We start from the raw sequence: 14,964 nt of genomic DNA on the forward strand, positions 1-14,964 counted from the left end.
CACCGTCTACGCTCACCTGAACACGCCCAAGAACGGCTTCGACTTCGCGCTGCGCGACGTGCAGCCGCTGTTCGCCGACGCCTGGCCGACGCTGCTGCTGTCGCTGTTCGCGATTCCGCTGCTCCGCCGGCCGTCCGCGACGTCAGCGTGCCCCAACCGCCGGCGCGGAGGTCTCCAGAAACTCCTGCTTGTCGTAGGCGAAGTACTCCGCCAGCAACCGCTCGGAGTCAGCGGCGAACAACTGGCCCGTCACACCGTCCAGCAGCCGCCGGATCGAGTACTTCATGCCGCTGATCGCCGAGCCTGACAGCCCGAGGCTCGCCAGCGCGCCGTAGTTGAACAGGAAGATCCGGCTCAGGTACGGCGCCGCGCCCGGAGACCGCTCGGTGAATTGGAACTGCGATCCGAGGTACGGATGCACATCGACGATCGGGTTGTTGCGGCCGACCGGCGGCGTGTACCGGTCCTCCCACCGTGCGATGTGCCGCTCGACGGAGGCAAGCTCGGGGCGGTACTTGAGGTCCGTCACGAAGCCGGTGCTGATGATGACGAAGTCCAGGTCATGGCTCCCACGCCGCGTGTAGACGCGGACCTTGTCGCCAACCTGCTCGACGCGCTCCCAGCCAGACTCTGGGTAGAGGTGGAAATTGTCGTACTGGGACGCGCGGCCAAAGCTGTCGTTGGTCGGGGGCTGGCGGAACTGCAGGAAGTAGTCGATGCCAGCGTAGCGGGTCGCGTCGTCGAGATCGGCGAAATGCTTCAGGAAGCCGGAGAACTCCATCCAGCGGATCGGGTTGATGCGCGGAAGCTCCTTCCGGCGGAAGAAGAGATGCACACTCTCGACGCCGGACTTGAGCCCGGTGTAGGCGTTGTCGAAGGCCGACGGCCCCGCCCCCAGGATGCCCACGCGCTTGCCCCTCAGGGCTGAGAAATCGATCTGTTGCGACGTGTGGGCGTACGAGGTTGTCGGCAGCACCTCGCTGATGAACTCTGGGACGTGCCACTCGCCGCCGCCCTGGATGCCCGTCGCCAGGACCACGGTCCGGGCGTACAGCGTCTCCTTGCGACCGTCACGAGTCGTCGCGACGGTGAAGTAGTCCGCCGTCGGCTCGATTGACTCGACACGGGTTCGGTTGCGGACCGGCAGGTTCAGCACACGGCGGTACCACGCCAGGTACTTCATCCAGTCGCCGCGCGGGATCAGGCCCAGGTCGTCCCAGGCAGCTTCGCCGTGCTGGGCCTCGTACCAGGCGCGGAAGGTCAGCGACGGGATCCCAAGATCCGGCCCCGTCAGCGCCTTGGGGCTGCGGAGCGTGTTCATCCGGGCGTAGGTCACCCACGGGCCTTCAAGGCCCTCGTCGTTCTCGTCCACGGCCAGGACGTTGGTGACACGGTCGCGCATCAGTCCGAACGCCGTCGCCATGCCGCACTGACCGCCGCCAACAATCAGCGTGTCCAGAATCGGCTCGCCGGCCCGTGTCGTCCGAGGCGCGAGCCAGCTTCGAGCAGGAAACGACAGGCATTCGAGATCGTGGTGAACGCGGGCCTCCAGCGCCGAAAGACCGCAAGGCGAGGCAGACTGCTGCATCCGAAACACTCCCTTCCACACGGGCGCTGGCCGTCCAGCCGCCCAACCGGGCCGTCGTCGACCCCAACGGTCGCGCGGTCGGCGTGCGCCCGTCCTCAGGAACATAGGGCCGTCAAATCCGCGACCGGGAGTGTCGGATGTCCCACAAATAGCAGGACAATCGTGTTGACAGCCCGTTTTCCCCTGGTCCGGCTACTCGAAGTGCCCGAAATGTGGTAAAACGGTTCGGTGGGGCCGCTCTTGGGCGTTGGCCGCGTGATTGTCGACAACGTACAATGGCGGATGTGGAGGTCGGTTTCCATGATCGACGCTCAGGCCGCTGCTGGTGGCACCGCAGCCACCCGGCAGGCGCTGATCGACTGTGACGTGCACATCGAAGTGCCGAACGTCAAGGCACTCTTTCCGTACCTGCCGGCCTACTGGGTTGAGCACATCGAGCAGACCCTGTTCAAAGGTCCGGTCGACAGTTACTACCCGATGAAGGCGCCGATGACGGTGCGTGACGACGCCCGTCCGGAGGATGGCTCGCTGCCCGGCTCCTCGCTGGAGCTGCTGCGGAAGCACCATCTCGACCCGTCTGGCGTGGACATCGCCATCCTCAACTGCATGTACGCCATCGACACGCTGAACAACCCGGACGCAGCAGTGGCGATGGCGGCGGCTGTCAACGACTGGCAGCTTGACCAGTTCCTGGACAAGGACAGCCGGCTGCGCGGCTCCATCGTGATCCCAGTCCAGACGCCGGCTGCCGCCGCCCGCGAGATCGAGCGGGTCGCCCACCATCCCGGGTTCGTCCAGGTGCAGATCCCCGTCCGCACCAGCCAGACGCTGGGCAACCGCAACCACCTGCCGATGTGGGAAGCCATCGCCCGCAACAATCTCGTCGGCGCGGTCCACTTCGGCGGCAAGCCGGGCGTCCCGCCGACCCCCGAAGGCTGGCCCTCGTACTACTTCGAGGAGCACGCCGGCATGGCCCAGGTCTTCGCGACGCAGCTCACGAGCATCGTCTGCGAAGGCACGTTCGACCACTTCCCCGATCTGAAGCTCGTCCTGCTCGAGTCGGGCTGGACGTGGCTGCCGCCGCACATGTGGCGCTTCGATAAGGAGTGGAAGAACCTGCGCCGGCTGGTGCCGTGGGTCCGCCGCGCCCCCTCGGAGTACATCCGCGACCACGTCCGGCTGACGATCCAACCGACCGACGCGCCGGAGAACGATCCGCGCAAACTGCTCGAAGTGTATGGGCAGCTTGGATCGGATGCTATGCTGCTCTACAGCAGCGATTTCCCGCATGCCTACCCCTCCTCGCCCGAGGAGACGCTGCTGCGGAGCCTCCCTGAGTCGACGGCCCGGATGATCCGCAGCGAGAACGCTCGCGCCCTGTACCGGCTCTAGCGCCGAGTTGAGGCCCCCTCAACGGCCCGGACTTCCGCCCCGCTGACGGACACCTCGCCCGTCCCCAGCACCACCGAGAGCCCCTCTCTCTCGAAAGGAGCCCTGAACGATGGTCGCTATCCTGCCAGAGCGTGACGCGCGTACTCGGCGCACCCGGCCGGCCATGATCGACTGCGATTTCCACAACGAGATCGACTCGATCAAGGATCTCTATCCGTACCTCGCCAAGAACTGGCGGGACCACATCGACACGTTCGGCCTGCATGGGTCGTCGGGCGGGTACTACCCACGCTTCATGGACCACCGAGAGGACGCGATCCCGCCGTCCGGCCGCCGGGCCGGCTCCGAGGTCGCCTTCTCCCGCGAGGACTTCCTCGACCCGTACAACGTGGCCCACGCCATGCTGATCCCGCTGACCCCGGCCGCGCGCCAGTTGAACCTCGACCTCGGCGCCGCGCTGGCGACGGCCGTCAACGACTGGCAGATCAACGAGTGGCTCGATCCCGAGCCGCGCCTGCGGGCCTCCATCGCCATCTCGCCGGAAGACCCGTACACGGCCGCCAAGGAAGTCGAGCGCTGCGCGCAGGACAAGCGGTTCGTCCAGGTCTTCTTCCCGGGTCGCACCCACGAGCCGATGGGCCGCCGCAAGTACTGGCCGATCTACGAGGCGGCGGCCAGGAACAACCTGCAGATCATGTCGCACGCCTTCGGCTCGTACGGTTACCCGATCACCGGCGCGGGCTGGCCGTCGTTCTACCTCGAGGAGCACGTCGGGCCGGCCCAGGCCGCCCAGGCGAACGTCATCAGCATGGTGACCGAGGGCGTCTTCGAGACCTTCCCGAACCTGAACTTCGTGTCGGTCGAGAACGGCTTCGGGTGGATCCCCTCGCTGATGTGGCGCATGGATCAGACCTACAAGCTGCTCCACCATGAGGTGCCGCACCTCAAGCGGCTGCCGTCTGAGGTCATCCGCCAGCACGTCTACCTGACCACCCAGCCGGTCGAGGAGCCGCACAAGCCGCAGCAGTTCGTCGAGATGCTGGAGCACTTCGGCGACATGGCAAGCCACATCCTGTTCGCCAGCGATTACCCGCACTGGGACTCGGACGATCCGGACTTCGCCCTCCCGACGATCCTCTCCGACGAGGTCACCCAGGCGATCCAGTTCGACAACGCCAAGAAGCTCTACAACCTCTAGGAGACCAGCTCTCCAGGAGACCAGCTCTCCAGGAGACCAGCTCAAGCAGCCTGTGGTCACGGCGCCCCTGCCATCCACCTCAGCGCGTGGCGGGGGCGTCTTCGCGTTCGCTCCGAATGACACCGCCCGAGCAGCCACCTTCCCGGCCGAGCCGCACCGGCGCTCGTTTCGGGACACGCCCATCGCGCTGGCCGCACTCGAACAGTGTCAGCCGTTGCAACTCGCAGCCTGACATCGCCGCCGCCCACGCCGCCGCTCGGCCGCCCCATAGGCCAAACGGCGGCAGGCGCTACGTGTCTGGTAGATGTGAGCGAAAGAGCGTCAGGTGAGTCGTAGCGTCACGTGAGCGACGCCAGATGCGCGGGCTTCTCCTCGAATCCCAACTCGCCGAACGCTTCGCGCGACTTCGAGATGAAGACCGAGTCGGTGAGCACCTCCTGAATGGCGCTCATCGGGATGTAGTACCGCTTCCCCAACCCGAGAAAGCCGGACGACACCTCGATGATCTCCTCGAAGTTACGGCTGGCCGGCTCGGTCATGGTGTTCTCGTCGATACGGTAGATATGCGAGATGGAGCCAACCTTCTCGCCTGTGACGTCACAGACATCCATACCCGGGACGATGCGCCCGAGGTACAGGCGATCCGACACGGGGTCAGCCATGATACGTACCTCCTTCGCAGCCAACGGCGCCGCCGTGCTGTCTGGCGGCACAATGTGTCCCCTCTGCAAAAGGGTGCGTGCAGGAGGCGTGCCAACGTCGCCTGCGATGCTGACGTGTGCGATATGGCAACGCACAACTGTGACATCTGCGTCGGGAAGACGTGCCGCAAGGGCCGACGGCTAGATGCGCCCGAGCGCCCGCTTCGCAACGGTGGGAAAGTCGGTGACGACGGCGTCCACGCCGGCCGCCACAAACGCCTTCACATCCTCAGCCGTGTTGCCCTGCCACCCGACCACCTCAAGCTCGCGGGCATGCGCCTCCTGCACCAGCAGCGGCGAGCACGTCGCCAACGGCACGGCAATCGCCCGGCAGCGCAGGTCGCGGGCGGCGTCCAGGTCGGCCTCGCTGCCGAACCAGCCGGCCCGCGTACGGGGGAGGAACGGCGCGCGATACTCGATGGCCGCCAGCGCCTCGTCGCTGGTCGAGATGACCATGACGCGGTCAAGAATCCAGCGGTTCTCCATCAGGTGGACGACCTTCTCGCAGACCCGCGCCAGCCGCTTCGGCTCGTCCGGCTGGATGCTGACAGCCAGCCGAGGGATGCCGCTGGCGGCGTCGAGCGCGTCGTCGAGCGTCGGGACGCCGGCCGGCTCGGGCCAGGACGGGAAGTCCGCGCGGGCGTCGAGCTCCGCCAGCTTGGCAGCCTTCAGCTTCGAGACTGCGCCGCGCCCGGTCGTGGTGCGGTCCACCGTCTCATCGTGGATGACCACCAGCTCGTCGTCGGCTGAGAGCCGGACGTTGAGCTGCACGCCATCCAGGTACAGCGCCCGCGCATAGCGAAATCCGGGCGTAGTGTTCTCTGGGGCTTCGCCCTTCGCGCCACGATGTCCGTACAGCAGCACCACGCCGCACCCTCCCGCCGCCACCGCAGAAGACCGTTTCCCGCTGGCGGCTGCACTCCGGCCGTTGCGGCCGTTCAAGATCAGCTCATCTCTGGTTGTAACGACGCCCGACGCGCGTGCGTGCCATTGGACCACCGTTCGCGTACACTGGCCGCGCGGGGCACGCCGCCGTGTCCCATCATCGACCCAGCGTGAGGGCACCGACGATGAGCGTGCGGCCGCGGGAGCTACTCCTTGGCATCGACATCGGCACGTCCGGCTCGAAGGGCGTGCTGGCGTCACCAGCAGGACGGATCGTCGCCGTCGCCTCCAGGCCGCACCCGCTCTCGCTGCCGCGCCCCGGCTGGGCCGAGCACGACGCCGAGACGATCTGGTGGGCCGACTTCCTGACGCTCTCCCATGAGCTTGTCGCGCGGGCCGGCGAGTCCGCCAGCCGGATCGTCGGGCTGTGCGTCAGCGGGATCGGGCCGACGCTGCTGCCGGCCGACGCCGATGGCCGGCCGCTCCGCCCAGCGATCCTCTATGGGATCGACAGCCGCTCGACCCGCGAGATCGCCGACCTGACCGAGCGGTTCGGGGCCGATGCCATCCTGGTGCGTGGCGGCACCCTGCTCTCGTCGCAGGCGGTCGGCCCGAAGCTGCTCTGGCTGCGCCGCCATGAGCCGCGGGTCTGGGCCGAGACCCGGCAACTGCTGATGGCGAACAGCTTCGTCGTGCAGCGCCTGACCGGCGAGTACGTCCTGGACCACCATTCCGCCAGCCAGGTCGATCCGCTCTACGAGGTACAGCACCAGCGCTGGGCCGAGGACTGGGCTTCCGAGGTCGCGCCGGGCCTCCAGCTGCCGCGCCTCGTCTGGCCCGCCGAGACGGTCGGGGCGGTTACGGCTGCCGCTGCCGCCGAGACCGGCCTGCCGGCCGGCGTCCCCGTGGCGGCTGGATCTATCGACGCGTGGGTTGAGGCGCTCAGCGTGGACGTGCGCGATCCTGGCGACGTGATGTTCATGTACGGCACCACGCTGATGGTGGTGCAGGTCGTCGACCGGCTCGTGCCGTATCCCGGACTCTGGGGAACCACCCACGTCTTCCCCGGCGCCAGCTCCCTGTCAACAGGCCTTGCCACGTCCGGGGCATTGACGAGCTGGCTCCGCGAGATCGCCGGCGGCATCCCCTACGAGCAGCTGCTGGGCGAGGCCTCCGGCGTGCCGGCCGGCGCCGACGGCCTCCTGGTGCTGCCGTACTTCGCCGGCGAGCGCGCCCCGATCGACGATCCGCACGCGCGCGGCATGATCCTCGGACTGACGCTCAGCCACGGTCGGGGGCACCTCTACCGCGCCCTGCTGGAAGCGAGCGGCTACGGCGTGCGCCACATCATGGACACGCTGCGGGCGGCCGCCGCCCACCCGCGCCGGCTGGTCGCCGTGGGCGGCGGCACCCAGGGCGACCTCTGGCCGCAGATCGTGTCGGACATCCTGGGCCAGCCGCAGGAGATCCCGCGCGAGACCATCGGCGCGGCCTACGGGGACGCGCTGCTGGCAGCCATTGCGGCCGGGCTGGCCGACCAGCACACCCGCTGGAACCAGCCGGCCGCCACGATCGAGCCGAACGGCCAGCACACCGCGACCTATGACCGGCTGTACGAGGTCTATCGCTCGCTGTACCCGGCCACCCGCGAGCAGATGCATCAACTGGCGGCCTTCCAGCTGGGCTGACCAGCCCGCTGACCGCCGTCACACACGGACCCCGACCGGCTATCCTGACCGATGCGGCGCGGCGCTCGCGGCCGGACCGCGCCATGCCACGGCGGAGGCACATCGCATGTCCAGCTCCCGAGCGCTCGTCGAGCGTGCGCTCAGCGTCGCGACCGATACGCGTCACCTGATTCTGGCCCCCGGCGCGATCAAGTCCGTCGTCGCGACCTTCGACGCCATCGCCGACGGCCGCCCAGCCGTCGTGGTCGCCGATCGGACCACCTGGCGCGTCGCTGGCGAGCGCGTCGACGGCCTGTTGCGCGCAGCCGGCCGCCAGACCCGGGAGCCGATCCTGCTGCCAGACGGCATCCACGCCGACATCGCGCATGTTGAATCGGTTCAGGAAGCGCTGAGCAGGGACACCGGCCTGGCGGTGGTCGTCGGCTCGGGGACGCTCAACGACCTGGGCAAGCTGGCCTCGGCCCGGCTCGGCCGGCCGTACATGGTGGTGGCAACCGCGGCCTCGATGGACGGCTACGCGGCGTTCGGCGCGGCCATCACGCGGGACGGCTTCAAGCAGACCTTTGCCTGCCCGGCCCCGGCCGCCATCGTGGCCGACCTGGACGTGATCGCCGCCGCGCCGACGCCGCTGACCGCCGCCGGCTACGGCGACCTGCTCGGCAAGGTGACGGCCGGCGCAGACTGGATCGTGGCCGACGCCCTCGGGGTCGAGCCGGTCGATGCGGTGGCGTGGTCGCTGGTTCAGGCGCCGCTGCGGGACGCCCTGAGCGCCCCCGGCCGTCTGCGCCAGCACGATCCCACCGCCACCGAGCACTTCTTCCTCGGCCTCGTGCTCTCAGGGCTGGCGATGCAGGCCGCCCGAAGCTCGCGCCCGGCCTCCGGCGGCGAGCACCTGATCAGCCACCTCTGGGAGATGCTCGGCCTCAGCCACAACGGGACGATGCCATCGCACGGCGTCAAGGTCGGCATCGGAACGGTGCTGGTCAGCCTGCTGTACGGGCGCCTCTTGGCGCGCGACCTGGACGCGCTGGATGTCGAGGCTCGGGTGGCGGCGCTGCCATCGGCGACGGCAGTCGAGCAGACAGTGCGCGCGGCGCTGCCGGCCGGCGAGATCGCCGATCGAGCCGTCGTGGAGAGCCTCGCGAAGCTGCCGAGCGCCGACGAGCTGCGGCGGCGGTTGGAGCTGGCGCGGGAGGCGTGGCCGGCCCTGCGCGAGCGGCTTCAGGCGCAACTGCTGCCGCCGGCCGCGCTGCGCCGCCGGCTGGCCGACCTGGACGCCGCCGCCACGCCGGCCGAGGTGGGGGTCGGGCCGGAGCAGTTGCGGGCGGACCTGCGCGCCGCCCGCCTGATCCGGCGGCGCTACACGATGCTCGACCTTGCCGCCGAGCTTGGGCTGCTTGACGCCTGCATCGACGAGGTCGTGAGCGCCGTCTATGCCCCCGGCCTCGCGGAGGAGGCGGGAGCGCAGCCACAGCCCGCGACGATCCCGGTCGTCGGTCGATGAAAGTCGTCCCCTCGGCGGCCGGCCTGGCCGTCTGGTACGCCGAGAACCGGATCCTGGCCTGGATCTGCCTGCTCATCTTCGTCAATCAGCTGGGATTCGGGGCCATCGTGCCCACCGTGCCGCTGTACGCCCGGACCTTCGACGTACCGCTGGCAGCCATCGGGCTGACCATCGCGGCGTACGGACTGGCGCGGTTCCTGGTCGGGCTGCCGGCCGGGCTGATCTCGGACACGTTCGGGCGTCGGTACGCGCTGGCCCTGGGCGGCCTGATCACGGTGGCCGGCAACCTCCTGTGCGCCATCGCACCGTCGTACCTGCCGTTCCTGTTGGCGCGGTTCATCGCTGGTTTCGGGGCCGGGCTGGTCATCACCGCCAGCCAGATCATGCTGGCCGACATCAGCACCCCCGAGCGCCGGGGCCGTATGATGGCCACCTACAGCGCCGTCTTCAGCCTCGCGGTCGGGTTTGGTCCGCTGCCCGGCGGCCTGCTGGCGGACGCCTTCGGGCTGAGCGCCCCGTTCTGGGCCTACGCCGGCATGGGCGGGCTGGCGGCGGTCCTGGCGTGGTTCCGCGTGCCGGAGACAAAGTATCTGCGGACCGCCATGGGTGGCGTGTCCCACGCCGACCGCCCATCGTTCTGGTCCCAGGTCCGCCTGCTCGCGGTGCAGCGGCCGTTCCTGCTGGTCTGCCTCGTCGGGTTCACCGCCTTCTTCGCCAGGACCGGCGCGCTGTTCAGCCTGATCCCCGTGCTGGCCCAGGAGCGTATCGGGATGTCGCCCGATCAACTCGGGCTGGCGCTGACGGCGATGAATGTCGCCGCCGCCCTCCTGACGGTTCCGGCCGGCACCCTCGCCGACCGCATCGGTCGGAAGAAGATGATCGTGCCGGCGACGACCATGACCGGCGTGTCGATGCTCCTGTTCATGGTTGCGCCGTCGTTTCCCGGCTTCCTGCTGGCCTGCGCAGCCTGGAGTCTGGCGCTCGGGCTGGGGCAGTCCTCGCCGGAAGCGTACGTCGCGGACAGCGCCCGCCCCGGCACCAACGCCTCGACGATGAGCACCTTCCGGATGCTCTCGGAGACCGGGTACGTGATCGGTCCATTCATTCTGGGCGTGATCGCCGACGGCTGGGGTACAAACACGGCCCTGCTGACGACGGCGGCCTTCGCGATGAGCGTCGCCGCCCTGTTCGCGCTGTTCGCGCCCGAGAAGCGACGGCTGGTGGCGGCGGCTCCGGCGTCATAGAGGTACGGTGATGCGCGCAGCCTGCCTGGGTCGCGCAGCCTGCCTGGGTCGCGCAACCCACCTGGGACACGCAGCCTGCTCGGCATCGTCGGTGCAACCGGCCCGGGCCAGGGCAGCCGAGCCGGCACGAGCCGAGGCGCCGGCTGCCAGGACGCGAACAGCCCCGCCACCACTGTGGCGAGGCTGTTCGTGCAGGTGTCCTGGAAGAAGAAGGGGGGCGGGGCAGGAGCGCGCTGCGCCCGGGTCAGGACTTCGCGCTGGTGACCTTGACCGCCACCTGCGCCTGCAAGACACCGAGGTCGGTGTGGAGCGGCATCACCAGCCGCTGGATCTTGCCGGTGCTGAGGCGCGCCCCCGAGCCGAGCAAGACCGTGGGGGTCGAGATGTCGCAGTGCAGGCCCATCGCCGTCAGCAGCGTCGTCGCGTGCCCGGTGATGACGTTGGCCATCTCCGCGATGCCCGAGATCGCGAGGTCGTCCAGTTCGTCAATGGGCGACCCCATCATCTTGCCCACGACGGCCATGGCCATCTCTTCCGACATGCCGTAGACGGCAATGCCCGTCAGCCTTCCCGTGATACCGATGACGACGGTCACGTCCTGCATGGTGTCGGGCGCATTGGTCACCGAGAGCTTGCCCGGGGTGACCTCCGAACCGAACTCCTGCGCCGCCACGTCCCGCGCCGCCTGAATAAACGGCTCCAATATGTCCGCACGGGGCGCCTGCTGAGCAAGCATGTTCAACACGCGCTCGATCCCGGGCGACACCGCCGGAACGGATTCCATGATCGCCGACCTTTCGCCGCTCGCCTGCATGACCGCCACACCCTCTTCCTTACGTCCTGGTGCTGGTGGCTCCATTCATTGAGAACGCAGGAACACACTTGAGGGGACCGGCAGGATGGTCGAATCCAGGTGAATCGGCCATCTGACCGATTTTTCCGTGATTCGTTGTCGAGAACATCACCCGCACAGATTTCGCGCCAGACTATCGCCAGCGCATCGTGTGAACGGTGCGCCACGCCACTCCCCGCGTGACGGGCTTCACGGCGTAACTCGGCACGTCTGACCAGCTGACGTGGCATCCTTTGATGACGATTCTCACAGAGGATGCCGCCTGATGGTTCGATGGCTGCTCTCCCGACGCCGCCTCGTTGCGCCCGCCCTGGCAGCGCTGCTCGTGACGGCGACGGCCCAGTTTACCGACGCGCCGCTCCCGCTCGCGCCCGGATCATCGGTCGCGCACGCCCAGGGCGGGATGGATCTTGGAATCCTGTCACCGTCGTTCCGCGATCTGCCGTCGTCGGTTGCGCCCGGCCAGGAGTTCACCATCAACGCCGTGACCGTCAACGGAGCAAGCTGCACCGGTTCGATCGCGTTCAGGGGAGAGCCGGTCATCGAGCTGGCCGGGCAGGCTGCCTCGGGCGACGTCTGCTCGTGGACGGTGACGGCGCCGACGACGGCCCGGCCGGGCACGGCGAACATCGGCATCGGCCTCACCCGGAACGGCCAGCAGTGGGCGCTGTACGGGATCACCTACGTCGCGCCAATTGGTGAGTCCCGCTGACCATTGTGTGTCCGCGCACTCGGCCATCTGGCCGATAGCGACCGCCCGGCCGGACGTAACGCCGCAGACAGCAACTTTCGGCGGGCGCTCGACGCGATCCTGACGGTGACGTGGGGGCCTCGCCACCTCGTTACAGCCGAGGCGCCCGCTCCAGCCGCCCGGTGCTCACGCGCCGTCGCACGGTCGTTGGCGTGCCCAGAACGCCGTGAGACGCGCGGTCGTCGGGCGTGCTATGCCCAATGCCGTTCAGTTTTGCACGCTCGCGCTTCCGTACCACGGTCGTGCTTCCGTACCGCGAGCGTCGGCGAGTGGACCCGCATGGCGCACGTCTGACTCGCTGACGCTCGTGGTGCGGACGGCGTCCTCTCTGAACGGCATCGGGGTTTCACGCCCCGACGAGCTGGAACCTGTCCCGGTCGATCTCTTGTCCGAACCGGGGGAACAAGCTGCCAGGCTCCAGCGTCCATCAACCTGAGACAGGCTCGCCGGCGGCGCAGCGCGCGGTTCAACAGTCAGCAAGCAGCCCGGCAGGAGCGTCCGTATGCAGGTCCAGGCTATCAGTCGATTCGCCGCCAGTGCCGCGCGCGTAGGTATGCGCGCGGCACTGGCGCTGAGCGTCGCGCTTGGCGCACTGCTTAGCGCAGGCGCGATCCCCGTCGCAGCAGAGAGCCCGAGCGACGACCCGTTCAAGGCGTACGGCAGCGACTTTCGCTTCACGGCGGATGGGGCGGACCCGTCGGTCCTGGTGCCAGATGGCGCGGAGGTCACGGCCTTCGCCTGGGCCAGCCCTGCCACCGTGGCCGCAACCAGCCGATCCGCCGAGGAGCAGCCACAGCCAGTCTCCGCATCCGCCCCGGCCAGTGAGATCCGCCACGAGATCGCGGTCTTCTTCTCGAAACGGCCCGAGTCTGACGCCGACTTCTCGGCGGTCTTCCCGGTCTCACGGATGGCCGACGACGCCGGCGTGGCCCGCCACGCCATGCTTGCGCTGCTCCAGGGGCCGACGGCCGACGAACGCGCGCAGGGCTACTTCTCTGAGGTCGGCGCGATGCTTGTCGGGCCGTCCACTTGCGGCGGCGAGCGCTTCACCCTGCGGATCGTAGACGGCGCGGCCACGCTCAAGCTCTGCCAGCAACCGCGGTCGGCGGGCATCGGGCAGGACGCTCGCGCTCGCAGCGCCATCGAGGCCACCCTGCGCCAGTTCCCAACCGTGCAGCGGGTCACGCTCCTGAGCGCTGACGGCGACTGCCTGTTTGACGAGAGCGGCGAGAATCGCTGCCTCCGGCCGTAGCCAGGGCGAATAAGGGGGCGACAGCCGCTCCAGAAGCAGACCTTTTCGACAGATTCGTGCCAGAGAGACCCGAATGTCTCTTGACCTTCTGTCAGGCCGGCCTCACACTGAGAGCCGCACCGTTGAGCCGGTCACCCTGGGGCACATGGGGATCGGCTCTGACGGGCCGGTGCGTGCTCTGGGTAGGAGGGACGTTCGGGATGCTGCGTGTCACCCTGATCGGGCTGGTGCTGGCGTTGGCCTGCCTGTTCTGGCCGTGGAATGTAGGCGCTCAGGCGGGGCCGCTGCGCCTGTTGGGGCAGTACAGCTTCGAGAGCAAGCGAACGTTCCAGGATACGACGGTAGGCGGCCTCTCCGGGCTGACCTTCGACGCGAAGCGCGGCGTCTTCTACGCCATCTGCGACGACCGTGGCGAGAACCAGTCTCCACGCTTCTACACGCTCCAGATCGACTTCGACGACAGCGGTATCAAGGATGTGCGCGTCGTCGGCGTCACCTTCCTCGACAGCGATGCCCAGACGCCCGGCATTCAGCCGTACGAGCGCAACGACAGCGACCTTGAGGAGATCATCCTCCTGGCCGACGACACCCTGATCGTGTCGTCGGAGCGCGACCGGGACGGCAAGCCGTGGATTCGGAGGTTCGGGCTGGACGGCTCGCTGCTGGGCGAGCTGCCCGTTCCGAGCCGGTTCGTCACGGTCGCCGAGCCCGGCCCAGATGGGCGGCCCCGCGTCACGAAGGGTGTGCGCGGCAATCTCGGCTTCGAGGGTGTGGCGATCACGCCGTCGCAGCAGACCCTCTTCCTGGCCAACGAGGAGGCCCTGGCGCAGGATGGCCCCATCGCCACGACCACGGCCGGCACCAACGTCCGCATCCTGCGGATGGAGCTGTACGGCGCTGAAGGCCGCTCCACTGCCGAGTACGTCTACCCCGTCGAGAAAGTCTATGCGACGCCGGTGCCGGCCGATCAGTTTGGGGACAACGGCGTCTCGGCCATGATGTGGGTGCGCGACCTGCTGCCGGAGTACGACCTGTTGGTCATGGAGCGGAGCTTCGCCACGGGCGTCGGCAACGACGTGAACATCTACGGCGTCACGCTCGAGGACGCCACCGACGTACGCGACGTGGACGCACTCCCCAACCCGTACAACGGGCGCTACGCAAAGAAGACGCTGCTCGTGAACATGACGGCGATTGGCGTGGCGGCCGACAACCTCGAAGGGCTGGCGCTCGGGCCGCGCCTGCCGAACGGCAAGCCGAGCCTGATCGTGATGTCGGACGACAACTTCAGCGCGTTCGACCCGCCGCAGATCAACCAGTTCCTGCTGTTCGAGATCGACACGAACCGGTAGTCGGGAGATGGCCGCTCAGCGTTCGGACGCCACCGGCAGGGACAGTGCATGATTATCAGTGTTCCCGAAACGTTATCAAACGAGCGGTCGGGGCTGCACATCAAGACCAGCATGCAATCGCCCTGGTGTGACATCGCCCCGGTGTGACAAGCAGGGCGATTGCATGTTCATTGGTGCACCCGAAGCATCATGAACGGGCGGTCGGGGACTGAAGTCCCCGCCTACAGTCACGCCGTCGCTGCGCGACGGCCGCCGGGAACGGCAGGGACAGGTGAGCCGGGAGCGTCGCGCAGCGACTGCAGGATCGTAGGCGGGGCTTTCAAGCCCCGACGCCGCCGCACGACGACATCAACATGCAATCGCCCGGACTGATTCGTCCGGGCCATTGCATGTTCATTGGTGTCCCCGAAGCATCATGGAACGGGCGGTCTGTCCGTGGCCAAGTTAAAGTCCCCAGTGGTGGCCACGAAAAGTCCCCGCCTCGCGATTGAATGAGCCGGCCGGAGGGCCCCGCCGGTAAGCGATGGTGAACGTGCGAAGGACACCACGCTGACCG

At 68.3% G+C, this 14,964-nt stretch carries 12 protein-coding genes; 8 read left to right on the forward strand and 4 right to left on the reverse strand.

Annotation, left to right across the window (positions count from 1 at the left end; translation table 11 throughout):
• Positions 1 to 142: 142 nt before the first annotated feature.
• The gene (locus tag IT306_22660; protein MCC7371236.1) at positions 143 to 1,588 is read right to left on the reverse strand and encodes an NAD(P)/FAD-dependent oxidoreductase; all 1,446 of its coding nucleotides are present in this window, start codon (positions 1,586 to 1,588) and stop codon (positions 143 to 145) included.
• 300 nt (positions 1,589 to 1,888) lie between these two features.
• On the opposite strand from IT306_22660, the gene IT306_22665 reads away from it, so the two are divergent.
• Complete coding sequence (locus tag IT306_22665) at positions 1,889 to 2,980, forward strand: amidohydrolase (GenBank protein ID MCC7371237.1); 1,092 nt, start codon at positions 1,889 to 1,891, stop codon at positions 2,978 to 2,980.
• A gap of 109 nt (positions 2,981 to 3,089) precedes the next feature.
• Positions 3,090 to 4,178: an amidohydrolase family protein gene (locus IT306_22670; GenBank protein ID MCC7371238.1), complete on the forward strand. Its 1,089-nt coding sequence runs from the start codon at positions 3,090 to 3,092 to the stop codon at positions 4,176 to 4,178.
• Between the two features lie 338 nt (positions 4,179 to 4,516).
• On the opposite strand, the gene IT306_22675 is transcribed toward IT306_22670, so the two are convergent.
• Entirely contained in the window at positions 4,517 to 4,840 is a 324-nt protein-coding gene (locus tag IT306_22675) for a DUF2171 domain-containing protein (protein MCC7371239.1), read from the reverse strand.
• A gap of 180 nt (positions 4,841 to 5,020) precedes the next feature.
• On the reverse strand, positions 5,021 to 5,746 hold the full coding sequence (locus IT306_22680; GenBank protein ID MCC7371240.1) for a hypothetical protein: 726 nt from the start codon (positions 5,744 to 5,746) through the stop codon (positions 5,021 to 5,023).
• Positions 5,747 to 5,949: 203 nt separating this feature from the next.
• Here IT306_22680 and IT306_22685 point away from each other — a divergent pair, with 203 nt between their 5' ends.
• From IT306_22685 to IT306_22695, 3 genes are all read left to right on the forward strand, one after another.
• The gene (locus tag IT306_22685; protein ID MCC7371241.1) at positions 5,950 to 7,452 is read left to right on the forward strand and encodes an FGGY-family carbohydrate kinase; all 1,503 of its coding nucleotides are present in this window, start codon (positions 5,950 to 5,952) and stop codon (positions 7,450 to 7,452) included.
• A 106-nt stretch (positions 7,453 to 7,558) separates the two neighbouring features.
• Entirely contained in the window at positions 7,559 to 8,956 is a 1,398-nt protein-coding gene (locus IT306_22690; protein ID MCC7371242.1) for a sn-glycerol-1-phosphate dehydrogenase, read from the forward strand.
• On the forward strand, positions 8,953 to 10,200 hold the full coding sequence (locus tag IT306_22695; protein ID MCC7371243.1) for an MFS transporter: 1,248 nt from the start codon (positions 8,953 to 8,955) through the stop codon (positions 10,198 to 10,200). The genes IT306_22690 and IT306_22695 overlap by 4 nt, the downstream gene beginning before the upstream one ends.
• 244 nt (positions 10,201 to 10,444) lie before the next feature.
• Here IT306_22695 and IT306_22700 read toward each other — a convergent pair whose 3' ends face one another.
• Positions 10,445 to 11,023 carry a chemotaxis protein CheX gene (locus IT306_22700; protein ID MCC7371244.1) on the reverse strand — a complete coding sequence of 193 codons (579 nt, stop codon included), beginning with the start codon at positions 11,021 to 11,023 and terminating at the stop codon, positions 10,445 to 10,447.
• A 295-nt stretch (positions 11,024 to 11,318) separates the two neighbouring features.
• Between IT306_22700 and IT306_22705 the strand changes: the two genes are divergently transcribed.
• From IT306_22705 to IT306_22715, 3 genes are all read left to right on the forward strand, one after another.
• On the forward strand, positions 11,319 to 11,765 hold the full coding sequence (locus IT306_22705; protein ID MCC7371245.1) for a hypothetical protein: 447 nt from the start codon (positions 11,319 to 11,321) through the stop codon (positions 11,763 to 11,765).
• 541 nt (positions 11,766 to 12,306) lie between these two features.
• The gene (locus tag IT306_22710; protein ID MCC7371246.1) at positions 12,307 to 13,056 is read left to right on the forward strand and encodes a GerMN domain-containing protein; all 750 of its coding nucleotides are present in this window, start codon (positions 12,307 to 12,309) and stop codon (positions 13,054 to 13,056) included.
• A 200-nt stretch (positions 13,057 to 13,256) separates the two neighbouring features.
• Complete coding sequence (locus tag IT306_22715; GenBank protein ID MCC7371247.1) at positions 13,257 to 14,408, forward strand: esterase-like activity of phytase family protein; 1,152 nt, start codon at positions 13,257 to 13,259, stop codon at positions 14,406 to 14,408.
• Positions 14,409 to 14,964: the final 556 nt, after the last annotated feature.

This window comes from Chloroflexota bacterium (assembly GCA_020850535.1).
Lineage (GTDB): Bacteria > Chloroflexota > UBA6077 > UBA6077 > JACCZL01 > JADZEM01.

Excerpts from the sequence above, each read along its gene's own strand:
- IT306_22660 (MCC7371236.1), bottom strand. The coding sequence starts at position 1,588 with ATGCAGCAGTCTGCCTCGCCTTGCGGTCTTTCGGCGCTGGAGGCCCGC.
- IT306_22665 (MCC7371237.1), top strand. The coding sequence starts at position 1,889 with ATGATCGACGCTCAGGCCGCTGCTGGTGGCACCGCAGCCACCCGGCAG.
- IT306_22670 (MCC7371238.1), top strand. The coding sequence starts at position 3,090 with ATGGTCGCTATCCTGCCAGAGCGTGACGCGCGTACTCGGCGCACCCGG.
- IT306_22675 (MCC7371239.1), bottom strand. The coding sequence starts at position 4,840 with ATGGCTGACCCCGTGTCGGATCGCCTGTACCTCGGGCGCATCGTCCCG.
- IT306_22685 (MCC7371241.1), top strand. The coding sequence starts at position 5,950 with ATGAGCGTGCGGCCGCGGGAGCTACTCCTTGGCATCGACATCGGCACG.
- IT306_22690 (MCC7371242.1), top strand. The coding sequence starts at position 7,559 with ATGTCCAGCTCCCGAGCGCTCGTCGAGCGTGCGCTCAGCGTCGCGACC.
- IT306_22695 (MCC7371243.1), top strand. The coding sequence starts at position 8,953 with ATGAAAGTCGTCCCCTCGGCGGCCGGCCTGGCCGTCTGGTACGCCGAG.
- IT306_22705 (MCC7371245.1), top strand. The coding sequence starts at position 11,319 with ATGGTTCGATGGCTGCTCTCCCGACGCCGCCTCGTTGCGCCCGCCCTG.
- IT306_22710 (MCC7371246.1), top strand. The coding sequence starts at position 12,307 with ATGCAGGTCCAGGCTATCAGTCGATTCGCCGCCAGTGCCGCGCGCGTA.
- IT306_22715 (MCC7371247.1), top strand. The coding sequence starts at position 13,257 with ATGCTGCGTGTCACCCTGATCGGGCTGGTGCTGGCGTTGGCCTGCCTG.